Below are 15765 nucleotides of genomic sequence, written 5' to 3'. Positions count from 1 at the left end.
GCGGATGGCGCGGACGCGGCCGTCCATGCAGGACCTGATCAGGGACCGCAGACGTCGCGGCTTCGTCGGCCGCGGTGCCGAACGCGCCGCGTTCCGGCAGAATTTCGATCTGCCGCCGGAGGACGAGCGACATCGCTTCCTCTTCCACGTCCACGGCAACGCGGGCGTCGGAAAGACCTTTCTCGTACGGGAGTTGGAGCAGATCGCCCGGGCCTGTGGGGCGCTGACGGCGTACGTCGACGACGGCGTCGGCAGCCTGCCCGAGGCGATGGCGGCGATCAGCGCGCGGTTCGCCCGGCAGGGGCACCGGTTCAAGGACCTCGACCGTCTGCTGGCCACCCACCGGGAGCGGAGCCACGAGGCCGAGTCGGCGGCAGCGGCGGCGGCAACACAGACATCCGAACTCCAGCCGTCGGCACCGTCGGCCGCGAGCCTGACCGCCGCCCGGGCGAGTCTGGTCGGGCTCGGTCTCGTACCCGGCGTCGGCGCCTTCGCCGGTGCCGTCGACCCGGCCCAACTGGCCCACGGGGCCGACCGGTTGAGGGCCGGAATCGGGGCACGCCTGGGCAGCCGGGAGGACGCGCAGCTCGTCCTGTCGCCCGAGCGGGTGCTCACCCCCGTGCTGCTCGACGAGCTGGCCGGGGTCGCCGCCGAAGCCCCCTGGCTCGTCCTGATCTTCGACACCTACGAGCGGACCGCGCCCCTCCTCGACGGCTGGCTGCACGATGTGATGACGACCGACCGGCACGGCGCCCTGCCCGCGAACGTCGTGGTCGTGACGGCGGGGCAGCGCCCCCTCGACACCGCCCGCTGGGGCGGCCTCGCCGACTTCGTGGCGGACGTGCTGCTGGCGCCCTTCACGGCGGCCGAGACACGCGGCCTGCTCGCCGACAGGGGAGTCGTGGCCGAACCCGTCGTCGAGGAAGTGCTGCGGCTGACCGGCGGACTGCCCGTCCTCGTCTCCACCCTCGCCGAGTCCCGGCCCGGCGCCCCGGACGACATCGGCGACCCGAGCGCCACGGCCGTCGAACGCTTCCTCAAATGGGAACGGGACCCCGTCCGCCGCGCCGCCGCCCTCGCCTGCGCCCTGCCCCGCCGACTCGACGCGGACGTCTTCCGTGCCGCCGTGGACTGCCCGGAGACCGAGGCCGACGCCCTCTTCGGCTGGCTCCGAAGCCTCCCCTTCGTCACCGACCGCGGACACCGGATCCAGTACCACGACGTCGTACGGGCCCCGATGCTGCGCCTGCAGCGGCTGCGCTCCCCGCGCGGCTGGGCGGGGCGGCACACCCGGCTCGCGGAGACGTTCGGGCGCTGGCGCACGGAGGCCGAAGCCGGTCTGGACGCGGCCGAGGTGTGGGCGGACGGCGGCTGGCGTGAGCTACGGCTCGCGGAGTCGTACCACCGGCTGTGCGCGAACGCCCGCACCGCGCTGCCCCTGGTGCTGCGGGACTTCGTGGACGCCTGCGACAGCGTCGACGGCGGCGTCTTCGCCGAACGCTGGGCACGGGTCCTGGCGGAGGCGGGCGAGGACGCGGACACCGAGCTCGTACGGACCTGGGGGCGCGACCTGCTGGCGGCGCTCGCGGGCGGCGGAGTGGCCGCCGCGCTGGGGCTGCTGCTGAACCGGACCGGGTTCGAGGAGCGCTGGCAGGCCCGGGCCCGGGTGGCCCGGGGACGGGCCCTGCGGCACGCCGGCGCGTACGCTCCCGCGCTCGCGGAGTTCGACCGGGCCCTCGCGCTCGATCCGGAACTGGCACGGGCGTACCGCGGCAGGGGCTTCAGCCACGGCGGCCTCGGCGACCACGAGGCGGGCCTCGCCGATCTGGACCGGGCCGACGCCCTCGAACCGGACCACGCCCCGACCGTCTCCGTACGCGGCGAGTACCACCGCATCCTCGGCCACTACGACAGGGCGCTCGAAGACCTGGACCGCGGGATCGCGCTCGACCCCTCCCACCACTTCGCCTGGGCCTCCCGGGGAGCCGTCCGCCAGCTGCTGGGGCAACCGGACGAAGCCCTCGCGGACCTGAACCACGCGCTGGAACTCAAACCGGAGTACCCCTGGGCGCTGATCCGCCGGGCCCGCGTGTGGCGCACCCGCGGCGAGCACGGGCGTCAACTGGCCGACCTCGACGAGGCGGTCCGCCTGTACCCCGACGGGATCTGGGGCCTGTGCGAACGCGGAGACGCCCTGCGCGCCGCGGGCCGCCCGGAGCAGGCCCTCGCCGACTACGACCGGGCCCTCGCCCTCGACGACGGCTACGCCTCGGCGTACGCGAGCCGAGGCGTCTGCCGCGGGGCGCTGGGCCGCCCCGAGGAGGCGCTCGCCGACCTCGACCGGGCCCTCGCCCTCCAACCGGACTACCCCTGGGCACTGCGCCGACGTGCCGAGCTCCACCTCGAACGCGCATCCCACGACCGCGCCCTGGCCGACCTCGACCGGGCGCGCGCCCTGCGCCCCGACGAGGCACCGATCCTCGTCTGCCGCGTGCGGGCCCTGCTCGGGCTCGGGCGGTTCGAGGAGGCACGCGCTGACCTGGACCGAGCCCTCGAACTGAGTTCCGACACCGAGCGGGCCCGGCTGGCCCCGCTCGGGGAGTGGATCGCCGCGGAAAACACGGCCGAACGCCGTTCATAAGCGAGCACTTGGTTCACTCGGGTCACAGTTCGCATACCGTTCCGGGCCCTGAACGGACCGTTCCCGGTCGATTACAGTGCTGAGCTGTCGGACGTACGGACAGTGCCTGGGGAGGTCTCGGTGGGTGCGACAGCCGGTGCCGTCTGGGGCCGTGCGGAGCAGCAGGACTTCCGTAGCCGGGTACGGGGGACCCTGCTGGGCGCGGCCGTCGGGGACGCCCTCGGGGCGCCGGTCGACGGGCTCACCCTGGAGGGGATCCGGGAGGCCCACGGTGCGGAGGGGCTGGTCGACCTCGCCTTCGGGCACGGCCGGCGTGGCTCCGTCACCCACCTCACCCAGCTGACCCTCTTCTCCCTCGACGGTCTGATACGCGCCCAGGTGCGCCGTGACACCGGCGCCTGGCATCCGCCCACCGACCTCCACCGGGCGTACCGCCGCTGGGCGGCCACACAGAGCGACTGGGGCCCCGACGAGCGCCGCAAGGACGACGGCTGGCTGGCCCGCGAGGAGTGGCTGTACGCCCGCCGGGACCCGGCCCGCGCCTGCCTGATCGGCTTCGGCGACGACATCATGGGCACGCTGGACGCGCCCAAGAACCCCGGCGAGCTCGGTCCCGAGGCCGCCGCCCGCTCGGCGCCCTTCGGGCTGCTCGTCGGCTGGGAGCCGCAGCTCGTGATGCAGCTAGCCGTCGAGTGCGCCGCGCAGACGCACGGGCACCCCACGGCGTACCTCGCGGCGGGCGCGTACGCCGTCATCGTGCACGCGCTGGCCCGCGGCGAGAGCCTCGACGGGGCCGTGCAGCGGGCGCTCGCGATCCTCGCGGCGCGGCCGGGGCAGCAGCCCGTCGCGGACGCGCTCCAGTACGCGCTGGGGGCCGTGCGGCAGGGGATGCCGACGCCGGGGCGGGTGGAGGAACTCGCCGGGGACGGTACGGCGGAGGGGTTGCTCGCGGTGGCCGTGTACTGCGCGCTGGTGGGCGACGACATCCGGCACGGCCTGTGCCTCGCGGTGAACCAGGGTGGGCCCTCAGGGGCGGCCGGCGCCCTCACCGGGGGGCTGCTCGGGGCCCTGCACGGCGAGACGGCCCTCCCGCCCGCCTGGCTGGCCGAGCTGGAGGGCCGTCCCACGATGCTGGCCCTCGCGGACGACTTCGCCATGGAGATGACCCAGGGCCCGGCCCTCCACGGCCCAGCCGGCTCAGCCCCGGGCTGGCTGGCCCGCTACCCCCGGGCCTAAGACGTTCCTCGCCCCCGCCGCCCCTACCCGTCCCATCCCCAAGCCGGGGGCTGGGGGATGCGGGGCGAAGCCCCGCCCGAGGGGCGCGGGGAACTGCGCGCCCAGCCCCCACCGCCCCGCAGCCGAACGACGGTCCCGCCCAAGGCACCGGCGGCCGGCAGCCGTACGACTGCCGGCCGCCGGGGGTTCTCAGACGCCGGACGGGCTGGCGGTGCCCGCCCCGTCCACGGCCTCCGCCGGAGCCGGGACCGCCGCGGCAGCGGCCCCGTCCCCGTCTCCATCCGTGTTGATCTTCTCGATGATCGCGTCCCGCTCCGGCGTGTCCTCGGGCTTCAGGAAGCCGATGAGGATGTACAGGACGAGGGAGATGACCATCGGAACGGCGACCTGGTACTCCAGCTTCACATCGGTGCGCTGGGAGAAGTCCAGGTTGTAGTTGACGAAGAAGAACGCGAGCAGACCACAGGCCCAACTGGTGAGCGCCGCCGTCGGACCGGACTTACGGAACGGTCGCAGCAGACCCAGGATGAACGGGATCGCGATCGGCCCCATGAGCCCCGCCACCCACTTGATGACGACCGTGATGATGTCCTTGAAGGTGGGGGAGTTGACCTGCGTCGCCACCGCCATCGAGAACCCGAGGAAGGCGACGGTCGTGATCCGCCCCGCGATGAGGCCGGCCCGGGTGTCCCAGGCACGCGCGGCCTTGGAGAGAACCGGCGCCACGTCCCGGGTGAACACCGCGGCGATCGCGTTCGCGTCCGACGAGCACATGGCCATCGTGTGCGAGAAGAAACCGACCACGACCAGACCCAGCAGCCCGTGGGGAAGGAGCTGTTCGGTCATCAGACCGTACGCGTCCGAGCCGTCCGGCTTCTTCGCCGTGACGAGGAGCGGCGACAGCCACATCGGGATGAACAGGATCACCGGCCACACGAACCAGAGCCCGGCGGACAGGAAGGCCGACTTCGTGGCCTGCTTGGCGCTGCCCGTCGCCATGTAGCGCTGAGCCTGGTTCCACATCCCGCCGTTGTACTCGAACAGCTTGATGAACAGGTACGCGATGAAGAACACCGTCAGATACGGGCCCGCGAATCCGTTCGCGTGACCGTGCAGCTTCGGCGAGTCGAGAGCCTTGGACAGGCCACCCTGGTCGGAGATCTTGTTCAGCACGATGATCAGCATCGAGAGCCCCGCCAGCAACTGGATCACGAACTGACCCAGTTCCGTCAGCGCGTCCGCCCACAGACCGCCGATCGTGCAGTACACGGCCGTGATGCCACCGGTGATGAGGATGCCCTGGGTGAGCGTGACCCCGGTGAAGACGCTCAGCAGGGTCGCGATCGCCGCCCACTTCGCACCGACGTCCACGATCTTCAGCAGGATGCCCGACCAGGCGAGCGCCTGCTGCGTCGGCACGTTGTAGCGGTCCTTGAGGTATTCGAGCGGTGAGGCCACGTGCAGCCGGGAGCGGAGCCGGTTGAGCCGGGGCGCGAACAGTTTCGCGCCGAGCAGCACGCCGATGGCGATGGGCAGCGCCCAGGTGACGTACGAGGTGATGCCGTACGTGTACGCGATACCGGCGTACCCGGTGAACATCACCGCGCTGTAGCCCGACATGTGGTGCGAGATACCGGACAGCCACCAGGGCATCTTGCCGCCCGCGGTGAAGAAGTCGCTGACGTCGTCCACACGCTTGTGGGACCAGACACCGATCGCGGTCATGACACCGAAGTACGCGACCAGGACGGCCCAGTCGAAGCCGTTCATGTGCCCCCTCCAGGGGTCCGCCTTGTGAACTTGCAGATACCGGACGGCACTTCGCCAGTACGCACATGGGCGGCGCCCCCGTGCGGGAGCGGGGACTTCGGGGATTGAACCGCCGTTCGGAGGGGGCGGTCAAGACCTTTCCCGGTCACAGATATGAACACAGATCAGAAAGCAGAACGATTTTGCCTCCACTTTACTCGTAGGGCTGTTGTCGTGCTCGTGACGTGGACCACACCATGAGCGGGCACTTCGTCAGACCACACAGACAGGTTCACACCGACAAGTCGATCAGGCGTACGGGATGCGGGTCCCGCGCGGCTGGGAGGGGACGGCCGACCGGAATCCACCATCGGTCCCGCTAGCGCATGAGTTCGCCGGCGTTCACGAGCAGCGACTGCCCCGTGATCGCCCGCGCCCGGTCGGACGCCAGGAACACCGCGGCGTCCGCCACGTCCCCGTCCGTGGCCAGTTCGGGCAGCGCCATCCGCTCGGTGAGCCGCTGCAGGACGTCCGCCTCCGGTACGCCCTCGGTGTGCGCCGTGAACTGGACGTACGCCTCGACGGGCGGCCCCCACATCCACCCCGGCAGCACGGTGTTCACGCGGACGCGATGGGGGCCCAGCTCCCTCGCCAGCGAGTACATCGCGCTCGTCAGCGCGCCCTTGGACGCCGCGTACGCCGCCTGGCGCACCTGGCTCGGCGCGGCCACCGACGACTGCGTCCCGATGATGACGACCGAGCCGCCGCACACCTTCAGCGCGGGCAGGCAGGCCCGGGTCATCCGCAGGGTGCCCAGCAGATTCACGTCGATGACCGACTGCCAGGTGGTGAAATCCGCGTCCTCCAGGCCGCCGAAGTAGCTGTCCCAGGCCGCCACGTGCACCACCGCGTCGATCCGCCCGAACCGCTCCGTCGCGAGCTCCGCGAGCGCCTCGCACTGCTTCTCGTCCGTGATGTCCGTAGCTCGGTACGCGGTGTGCGCGCCGTCCGGGTCGAGCTCGGCCGCGGACGAGGCGAGATTGGCCTCCGTACGCGCCCCCAGTACCGCGTTGCCCCCGTCCCGTACGACGGCCGCCGCGACCTGATGGCCGAGCCCGGCCCCGACCCCCGAGACGACGACAGTCTTCCCCGCGAGCAGTGACATCCGAGGCCTCCCCGACTCTGGCGCATTGTCTGACGGAGCGTCAGAGTATGGGCGTCCGACGGAGGAAGGAAGAGCGAGGAAGGGGATCGTCATGTCGGAGGAGACCCGTAGCGAGGTGTACGCGGAACTGGCCGCCCTCGGCCCGTACGGCGTCCACCCGGGCCACGCCCTGATCACCATGGTCGAGCCGCACCCGGGCCACGAGTACGCGTACAACCGCTGGTACGAGGACGATCACTACTACGCCGGCGCGATGGCCATGCCCTGGATGTACGCGGGCCGTCGCTGGGTCGCCACCCGCGATCTCCAACTCCTGCGGTACCCCGAGAAGTCGGCGGTCGCCCAGCCGGTCACCGCCGGCTGCTACCTCTCGACGTACTGGGTCACCGAGGGCCGCTACGACGACCACATGAGGTGGACCGTCGGCATCAACAAGCGGCTGAATCGCGACGGCCGTGTGTACCAGGACCGGACACATGTCTTCACGGCCTTCCAGGACCACGCGGCCACGGTGTACCGCGACGGCGCCGCCGGCCCCCGCGACTTCCACGCCCTGGACCACCCCTACGCGGGCCTCGTCCTCCAAGTCGTCGACGCCGACTCCGCCGACCGGCGCGCCGAACTGCTGGAGTGGCTGCGCGCCCGCCACCTTCCCCGGCGCCTGGCGGGCTCCCCAGCCGCGATGGTGACCGTCTTCCGCCCCACCCCACTCCCCGGCGACCGTATGACGTATGTGAAGCAGGTCGAGGGCGTCGACACCCGGCTGACCCTCCTGTGGTTCCTGGAGACGGACCCGCGGGAGTGCTGGGAGGACCACTTCGGCGGACTGGAGGAAGCGGTGGCGGAAGGGGGATTGGGGAAGGTGGAGCTGGTGGCCCCCTTCATTCCGACGGTGCCGGGAACAGATCGCTACGTGGACACCTTGCGCTGAACAGACGGCGCCCTACGGCGAGTGAGCCGAAGGGGCGCGCCTGTGTCGAGAGCGCGAGCGCGCGGAGGCCCCGACGAAGGAGGGGTCGAGCACGGTCGCGCTCTCGACACAGGCTTCTGCGCCCCGGAGGCGAACCGAGCCACAAAAAAAGGGATAGCCCCCTCGGCCAGGACGGCGGGCCAGTCGAGAGGGCTATTTCGGTGGTGCATATGCGGTTGGTCGGTGCAGTTGTGGTGGTGGATGCAAGCGTCGACGCATCAGGCGAGGTCGAAAGCCCCTCGGCTGACCTCGGCCACGAAGGCGTTCCACGAGTTCGCGGGGAACGCCAGCGTGGGGCCCGCGGGGACCTTGGAGTCCCGTACGGCCATCGCCGCGAGAACCGGGGACTTGACCTCGACACATGCGCCGTTGCCGGTGGAGTAGGAGGACTTGGTCCACGTGTCCGTGGCGCCTTGCTGGATTGCCATGTTCGCTCCGGATAGCCAGTTGTTGAGAGTTGCTGTCACCGCACGGCGGGTTCGCTACGGAACTCGCCGCGCGGTTTGCGCCAACGTTGTTGCTCGATGGCGTGATCGACGCTACTCGCCAACATCGGCGGGCGAAGGGGTCGTTCACTCGACCGGGTGGCATATACCAGTGGAGTCTTCCGTCCAAGCGTGGTGAGGGTGTACTCTGTGGCACTTTCCCGCCGGAGGCCCGTTCTCAGGGGTGCGCGTCAGCGCGCGTACTCCTTGGCGATGTCCGCGATGAACTGCCGCGACTGCTCCACGTTCAGGGCCTGTGCCCGCAAATGCTCGTACATCACACTGTATTTCTGGACGTCGTTCGCCTTCTCCAGATACAGGTCGCTGGTGACGCCCTCGATGTAGACCACGCTGGAGTCCGCCGCGTCGGGGAACTCCAGGATTGCGTACTGCCCGTTGAGTCCCGGGTGCGCGCCCATGTCGAAGGGGATCACCTGCACGGTGACGTGCGGGAGCTGGGACTGTTCGACGAGGTGTTCCAGCTGGTCGCGCATGAGGGAGCGGTTGCCGACGACGCGGCGCAGGGCGGCCTCGTCGAGGACGGTCCACAGCCGGAGCGGGTTCTCCGGGGCGGAGATACGTTCCTGTCGGCGCAGCCGAACCTGGACGCGCTTGTCGATGTCGCCGGAAGCGGTCTCCGGCAGCGCGCCCGCGATCAGAGCCTCCGCGTACGGCCGGGTCTGCAGGAGACCGGGGACGACCTGGGGATCGTAGACGCGAAGTGACGCGGCGTCGGTCTCCAGTCCGATGTAGACGCTGTACGGGATGTCCCCGAAGGAGTGCCACCAGCCCTGCTGGCGCGAGTCCTTGGCCATCTGCATCAGGGAGTCGACGATCCGGTGGTCCTCGACCTCGTAGACCCCGCACAGATCGCGGACGTCACGCTGGCTGATACTGCGCCGTCCGTTCTCCAGCCGGCTGATCTTCGACTGCGAGACCAGCAGACGCTCGGCGACCTCTTCGGCCGTCATGCCCTTGAGCTCGCGGAGCCGGCGCAGCTCCTGGCCCAGCCGGCGCCGCCGGACGGTGGGATTGACACTTGACGCCACGGGACGTGCACCTCCGGCTGCGGGCCTCTACTTTGCGTATCTGCTGTTGAGCAGACTGCCACCAAGGTGCGTTCTACCGCTGGAAAACACCGGATATGCGCTGGGTACACGACAGTTCGGAGGTCTGGCACGGATATCGCGCGGATCGCGTAAGCGTACGTCGCCTTCACTCGTACCGTCCGCATATGCGCGGCACCCGCGAAATGCGGCCGCGCGGGGCGGTGGGGCCGTGTCGTCGTCCGGACGTACGGCCCCACCGCCCCGCGCGAGCCAGCGGCTCCCGAACCGGGTCTTGGGGACTGCGGTGCGGCGCTGGGGTCGTGCAGGCGGTGCGTGGCGGTGCTGTGGTGCGTGGTGGTGCTGTGGTGCGTACGGTGCCTGGTGGCGCCGTGGGACTGCGGCTCAGTGGACCACGGCGCGCGCCATGGAACCGTGGCGCGGTTGCATCGGAACACCGCGGGCGGGTTCCGGTGCGGACCTGACGCCGGCGGTGGCCGGACGGCCTGCCGGTGCCGGGTTGCGGCGTGGCTGTGCACCCACGCCGTTCTGAACGTCCATGACCGCGTGGGCCACGAGGCCGCCCATGGGGTCATGCCTGATCAGGTCCCGTAGCCGGGAGCGGGACGAGCGTCCCTCGTTGCCCGGATACAGGTGCTTGCCGAGTCCGACCGCATGGGCCAGCGCGGCGAGCGCCGCGGTCCGCGGGTCCGGCGGTACGCCGGTGCGGATCGCGCTGTCCAACCGGGACTTGATCTCCCGGCTGATTTCCGTGTCCGTCGCTTGGTAGCGAGTCGTCGGAAGCACCCCGCACATCTGGCCGGCCACGGCATGGACCATGCCGCACCTCTCCAGATGCGAGAGGTAGGTCTGGCGCAGCCCCAGTCGGGGTCCGCCAATCCAGTTGACCGCGCGTACGGGTGCTCCGCGTCGGCGAAGCAGTTCCAACGCACAGTCCAGTGTTGGATCTCCAGTCGGCCGTGGCTGCACCACGGCGATACGATCCCCGTCTGGGGCTATCCGTCCGGCCAGCGCCAGCTCTACTAGCTGTGCTCCGGCCAGACCGAGGTCGAGCGACTGCGGCTGTGCAGTGGTACCCGTGGTCGGGTCCAACGCCAGCAGCAGAAGCTCTTCCGGAAGAGTTCTGCGGCTCCTGCCCATCCATGCCTCCCCGCGTGGATGAATGACAGGGTGACCCCTCTCACATTGGTCTGTCGAGAGTGCCTGACCGGTTCGTGATGGAACCAGCAGGTATGTCGTTCTCGTCTACCGCAGGGGTTAAGCCCGCACACAGGACACTGGTACATGGTTCGGACAGCGATGTCCGGGCGGCGGGACAAGGGTTCACGGTTCGTTGGGCGCCCGGTGAGTGGCGCACGGAGGAGGCATCGGTGGCGGGCGAGTCCCCCGACAGGTCGAAGCAGCATGAGTCGTCGGCGTCGTCGGCACAAGCGACGCCGGGGACCCCGGCCGCGGTTCCGGGCCCGAACCGGGCCGCCGCGGCGGCGGCCGACCCCCGTCTGGCGGTGGCCCGCGAACGGGCCGCCACGGTGAGGGTGGATCAGGCGACGGCGGTGTTCTCGACGCGGGCGTTGACGGAAGGTTCCGCCGGGTCCGGAGGGAAGGGCCCCGCGGAGGACGCGCGACTGCGCGAAGCCGTGGCCGCCTGGGTCGCTGGGACGGACGAGGAGGCCCCTGAGGGGGAGTCCGAGGTTCCGGAAGCCTCCAAGGGCCCGGAGGGCCCTGACAAGGCCTCCAAGGGCGCGGAGAAGGCCGGTACGGCGGCGGAGGCCGGGACCGGGGCTGAGGCTGAGGCTGAGACCGAGGTGGAGACCGACGCTGGGGCCGAGGTTGAGGCTGCGGCTGGGGTTGAGGGCGAGGCTGACGGGGAGTCGGCTTCGAGGTCCGACGTCGACGCCGGTGCTGACATCGATGCCGCCGCTGATGCAGACTCCGACTCCGACGCGGACTCTGACGCCAAGTCCGAGTCCGAGTCCGAGGATGAAGTTGAGGCCGAGGGCACGGCGGCGGATGACGCCGGCACCGATGCCGACGCCGAGCCGAAGACGGATGCGGAGTCCACGTCGGACGCCGAGTCCGAGACGGCGCCCGAGACCGAGTCCGAGACCGAGGACGCGAAGCCGGCGGAGGCGAAGGACTCTCCGGAGAAGGCGTCCGAGACGTCTGAGATTTCGGAGAAGGCCTCTGAGTCCTCCGAGGATTCCGAGACCGCCGAGACCTCCGAGGACTCCGAAGGTCCCGAAGATTCCGCGAGCCCCGAGGCCCCTTCGGACGTCGAGGACTCCAAGGACTCCAAGGACTCCAAGGACTCCAAGGGCTCCCAGGACGCGGCGGCGCAGAAGGACCCCAAGGGCACGCCGCCCGCCGACGGTTCGACGTCCGCCGACGACGCGCCGTCCGCGAAGGACGCCCCGGACGCCGATGACGCGCCCGAGACCCCCGTCGACCAGCCCACCGCCATCTTCAAGGCGCCGAAGCGCCCGGCGGTGGACCAGCCCACCACCATGCTCAAGCTGGGCGGTGCCAAGCCGGCCACCGACAAGCCCGCGGATGAGTCGAAGGCCGACCAGCCGAAGGCCGAGCAGTCCAAGGCCGACGAGTCCAAGGCCGACCAGCCCAAGACGGACCGGCCGAAGTCCGAGACCCCGTCCGAGCGCACCAGCAAATTCGTGGCTCTCAAGCCCCTCGACGAACCCGTGTCGAGGGTGAAGCCGAAGGCCACCTCGACCCCGTCCGTTCCCTCCGCCTCCTCCGCGCCCACCAAGGTGGCCCCCGCCGACGCCACCGCCGCCCTCCCGCAGGTCGGCCCCGAGCGCACCACCCAGCAGCCGTTGCCGCCGAAGCCGCCGCTGGACCTGCTGGCCGAGCTGACGAACACGCCGCCGCCCCCGCAGACCCCGGTGCGGACACTCGCGCGCCGGGTGAAGATCTGGACGCCGCTTGTCCTGCTGCTCGCGGTCGTCTTTGCGGTCGCACAGTCGCTCCGGCCGCTGCCGACCCCCACGCTCGACCTCACCGCCGAGTCCAGCTACACCTTCGGCGGCGGCGACGCCTCCATCCCGTGGCCGTCCTCCGGCCAGGGCGCGCTCGACGTCCAGGGCATCGGTTCGTTCGGCACGTCCGGCGCCCAGAAGGCGGCGCCGATCGCGAGCGTCGCCAAGGTGATGACGGCGTACCTGATCCTGCGCGACCACCCGATCAAGTCCGGCGACGGCGCGAAGATCCAGGTGGACCAGAAGGCCCAGGACCAGTCGGACGCCGGCGACGAGTCGACGGTGAACGTGCACGCGGGCGACACCATCACGCAGAAGGAGGCCCTGGAGGGTGTCCTGATCGCGTCGGCGAACAATGTGGCCCGGCTGCTGGCCCGCTGGGACGCCGGTTCCGAGACGGCCTTCGTCGCCAAGATGAACGCCGCCGCCAAGGACCTCGGGATGACGAACACGACGTACACCGACCCGTCCGGCCTCCAGAAGACGACCGTGAGCACGGCCGCGGACCAGGTGAAGCTGGCGAAGGCCGCGATGAAGGACGCCTCCTTCCGCGAGGTCGCCCGGATGATGGAGTACACCGACTACAAGGGCACCAAGCACAGCAACTGGAACCACCTCGTCGGCTCGAACAACGTCATCGGCATCAAGACCGGCACCACCACCGCGGCCGGCGGCAACCTCGTCTTCGCGGCGACCAAGGAGATCGGCGGCGAGGTGCGGACCATCGTCGGCGCGGTGATCAGCCAGGGCCCCGGCGGCAGTGACAACACCATCCTCGGCGGCGCCCTGGCCGCGGGTGACAAGCTGATCCGCGCCGCGCAGGCCTCGTTGAAGTCCGCGACGATCCTGAAGAAGGGCGATGTCGTCGGTTACGTCGACGACGGGCTCGGCGGCCGTACGCCGGTCGTGATCACCAAGGACGTCACGGCGGTCGGCTGGGCCGGACTCAAGGTCAAGCTGTCCTTCGTCTCCTCGGAGCTGCCGCACTCCGCGAAGGCCGGCACCAAGGTGGGCTCGCTCACCGTGGGTGACGGCGGCAGCAGCAGTGCCGTGCAGGTTCCCGTCGAGCTCCAGAAGGACCTCGCCGAGCCGGGCTTCGGCGCCAAGCTGACTCGCGTGAGCTAGCGGCCGTACACAGTGGGACGAGCGGACGTACGCAGGAGGGTCCGGGCGTACGGGTACGGGTACGGGCGTACGAGTGGGGCGCGCTTCCGGCAGGGGGCGTATCCCCCGTACGCCGGAAGCGCCCCGAACGCCATGTGAACGCGCCGTGAGCTCGCCGTGAGCGCGGTACGAACGCACCGCACCCCGTCGGGGCGCCCCGCCCGGGAGCTCCCCGGCGGGGCGCGTGCTAGCGTCGCGAGATCGGGGCAGGTCGCGGGCCGCGGGTCCCGGGCCGAACACGAGAAAACGGGACACGGGAGCCTTGCAGTGGCGACAGCGGAGCCGACACACGCCGACGACGCCGATCCTGGCCCTGGCCCTGGACCGGGTCCTGAGCCGGATCGCGGACCGGGCTCGCGAATACGGCTGCCCGCACACGCCACCGACGACCCCGCTGACGACGGCCTGACGGACGACGAGCCGCGGGAGCCCGTGACACCGGAGTCCAAGACGTCGGAGTCCGAGACGTCGGAGTGCGAGACGTCGGAGTCCGAGACGCAGGGCCGACGTACCCGCCTCAAGGCCTTCGCCGGCCGCCACCCCGTCGCCTTCGTCACCGTCGTGGCGGGCCTCCTGCACGTCGTCTGGTTCTTCACCTTCGCGAACAGCGGCGGAGACCTCGCGGCGCAGGACGCGTGGGCGGAGTTCGTCGGACGGCACCCGGACTCGGCGTACAACCTCGCCTGGTACGGCGGTATGCACCCGGTGTCGTACAGCGTGGTGTCGCCGTATCTGATGTCGGTCCTCGGCGTCCGTACGACGATGATGATCGCCGGGACGATCTCGGCGGGCCTGCTGACGATGATCCTCATCCGCAGCCGTGCGATACGGCAGCCGCTGACCCCCGCCTTCGCGGGTGTGTTCGCGCTCATCTGCAACGCGATTTCGGGGCGGGTGACGTACGGCCTCGGCATGGTCTTCGGGCTCGCCGCGGCCGCCGTGGTCTTCTGCTGGCCGTACCGCTGGCGCTACAAGCGCTGGGCGAAGGCCCTGTGCGCGGCGCCGCTCGCCGCGCTGGCGACCGCCGCGTCGCCGGTGGCCGGACTGTTCGTGGGCCTGGTCGCGGTCGCCCTCTTCCTCCAGAAGCGCCGTCCCGGCGCGTACGCGCTCGGCATCGCGCCGACCGTCGTCGTCGCGGTCTCGGCCTGGCTGTTCCCCTTCTCCGGCACCCAGCCGATGTCCTTCGGCTCGGCCTCGCTGCCGCTGATCTCCGCCGGGCTGGTCTTCGCGCTCGTTCCCAAGGAGTGGAAGACGGTCCGGATCACGGCGGCGGTGTACGGACTCGCCGTGCTCCTCGTGTGGCTGATCAGCTCGCAGATCGGCTCGAACATCACCCGCCTTGCGATGCTGCTCGAGGGCGTCGTGCTGCTCGCCGCGCTCCCCTTCACCGTGCCGAAGTCACGCAAGTGGTACGTGACCGTCCTCGCCTTCACCGGATTCGTCGGATGGATCGGCTTCAAGTCGGTCGACGACATCATCCATACGACACCGGCGGCGTCCTGGGCCCGCGAGCTCGCTCCGCTGGTGAACCAGCTCCAGGTCGTCGGTGCCGAGAAGGGCCGCGTGGAGGTGGTCCCCGCCCGCTCGCACCGCGAGGCGTCCGCGCTCGCGCCGTACGTGAACCTCGCCCGCGGCTGGAACCGCCAGGCCGACATGGAGCGCAACCCGCTCTTCTACGACGACACCCTCAACTCCGCGAACTACCACGAGTGGCTGCAGCGCTGGGCCGTCCACTACGTGGTGCTGCCCAAGGGCGAACCGGACGGGGACGGCGGCGAGCGCGAGCGTCAGCTGGTCCAGCGCGGCATGCCCTACCTTCGCCAGATCTGGGGCGACGCGAACTGGCAGCTCTTCTCGGTCACGGATCCCACGCCGCTGGCCGATCCGCCGGCCGTCGTCGACCGGGCGGAGCAGGGCGAGCTGACCATCGAGGTGAAGAAGGCGGGCCGCGTTCTCATCCGCATTCCGTACTCGCCGTGGCTCGGGCTCGTCGACGCCGAGGGCAAGAGCGTGAAGGCTCCGCAGGAGACGCAGAAGTCCAAGCACCGTGCGGAGGGTACGCCGAAGACGTACGACAACCTCAACGGCTGCCTCATGGAAACCGCGGAGAACGCCTCCGGCGACAAGTGGACGGAACTCCTGGCCCCCGCCCCCGGCACCTACCGCCTGGCGGCCCCCTACCAACTCCCCCGGGGAACCCCGTGCCCCGAGGAACTGCGCTGACCTGACGGGATGCGCCGGAGGCTCTTCGGCTGACGGCCGGTGGGGGCTGGTCGCGCAGTTCCCCGCGCCCCT

At 70.7% G+C, this 15765-nt stretch carries 10 protein-coding genes; 5 read left to right on the top strand and 5 right to left on the bottom strand.

Annotated features, from left to right (window positions below; translation table 11 throughout):
• The first annotated feature begins 4 nt into the window (after positions 1–4).
• Complete coding sequence (locus OG798_RS24860) at positions 5–2641, top strand: tetratricopeptide repeat protein (protein ID WP_328757700.1); 2637 nt, start codon at positions 5–7, stop codon at positions 2639–2641.
• 120 nt (positions 2642–2761) lie between these two features.
• Positions 2762–3877 (top strand): ADP-ribosylglycohydrolase family protein, encoded by a 1116-nt coding sequence (locus OG798_RS24855; protein WP_095854082.1) that lies wholly within the window; start codon positions 2762–2764, stop codon positions 3875–3877.
• Positions 3878–4066: 189 nt separating this feature from the next.
• On the opposite strand, the gene OG798_RS24850 is transcribed toward OG798_RS24855, so the two are convergent.
• Both OG798_RS24850 and OG798_RS24845 read right to left on the bottom strand, forming a co-directional pair.
• Positions 4067–5647 (bottom strand): sodium:solute symporter family protein, encoded by a 1581-nt coding sequence (locus OG798_RS24850; protein WP_328757699.1) that lies wholly within the window; start codon positions 5645–5647, stop codon positions 4067–4069.
• A gap of 358 nt (positions 5648–6005) precedes the next feature.
• Positions 6006–6791, bottom strand: a complete 786-nt coding sequence (locus tag OG798_RS24845) for an SDR family oxidoreductase (protein ID WP_095854084.1) — start codon at positions 6789–6791, stop codon at positions 6006–6008.
• A 91-nt stretch (positions 6792–6882) separates the two neighbouring features.
• Between OG798_RS24845 and OG798_RS24840 the strand changes: the two genes are divergently transcribed.
• Positions 6883–7722 (top strand): hypothetical protein, encoded by an 840-nt coding sequence (locus tag OG798_RS24840; protein ID WP_054234377.1) that lies wholly within the window; start codon positions 6883–6885, stop codon positions 7720–7722.
• A gap of 257 nt (positions 7723–7979) precedes the next feature.
• Here the strand turns inward: OG798_RS24840 and OG798_RS24835 are convergent, their stop codons facing one another.
• From OG798_RS24835 to OG798_RS24825, 3 genes are all read right to left on the bottom strand, one after another.
• Entirely contained in the window at positions 7980–8189 is a 210-nt protein-coding gene (locus tag OG798_RS24835) for a DUF397 domain-containing protein (protein WP_054234376.1), read from the bottom strand.
• A 248-nt stretch (positions 8190–8437) separates the two neighbouring features.
• Positions 8438–9295 (bottom strand): helix-turn-helix domain-containing protein, encoded by an 858-nt coding sequence (locus OG798_RS24830; RefSeq protein ID WP_067372209.1) that lies wholly within the window; start codon positions 9293–9295, stop codon positions 8438–8440.
• Between the two features lie 402 nt (positions 9296–9697).
• Positions 9698–10453 (bottom strand): GOLPH3/VPS74 family protein, encoded by a 756-nt coding sequence (locus OG798_RS24825; protein WP_054234374.1) that lies wholly within the window; start codon positions 10451–10453, stop codon positions 9698–9700.
• A 230-nt stretch (positions 10454–10683) separates the two neighbouring features.
• On the opposite strand from OG798_RS24825, the gene OG798_RS24820 reads away from it, so the two are divergent.
• Together OG798_RS24820 and OG798_RS24815 are read left to right on the top strand one after the other, a co-directional pair.
• Entirely contained in the window at positions 10684–13431 is a 2748-nt protein-coding gene (locus OG798_RS24820) for a D-alanyl-D-alanine carboxypeptidase (RefSeq protein ID WP_328757698.1), read from the top strand.
• A 306-nt stretch (positions 13432–13737) separates the two neighbouring features.
• Complete coding sequence (locus OG798_RS24815; protein WP_328757697.1) at positions 13738–15693, top strand: MFS transporter; 1956 nt, start codon at positions 13738–13740, stop codon at positions 15691–15693.
• The last annotated feature ends 72 nt before the right edge of the window (positions 15694–15765 follow it).

The organism is Streptomyces sp. NBC_00271 (assembly GCF_036178845.1).
Classification (GTDB): Bacteria; Actinomycetota; Actinomycetes; order Streptomycetales; family Streptomycetaceae; genus Streptomyces.
This window is presented reverse-complemented; position numbering and strand designations above follow the sequence as displayed.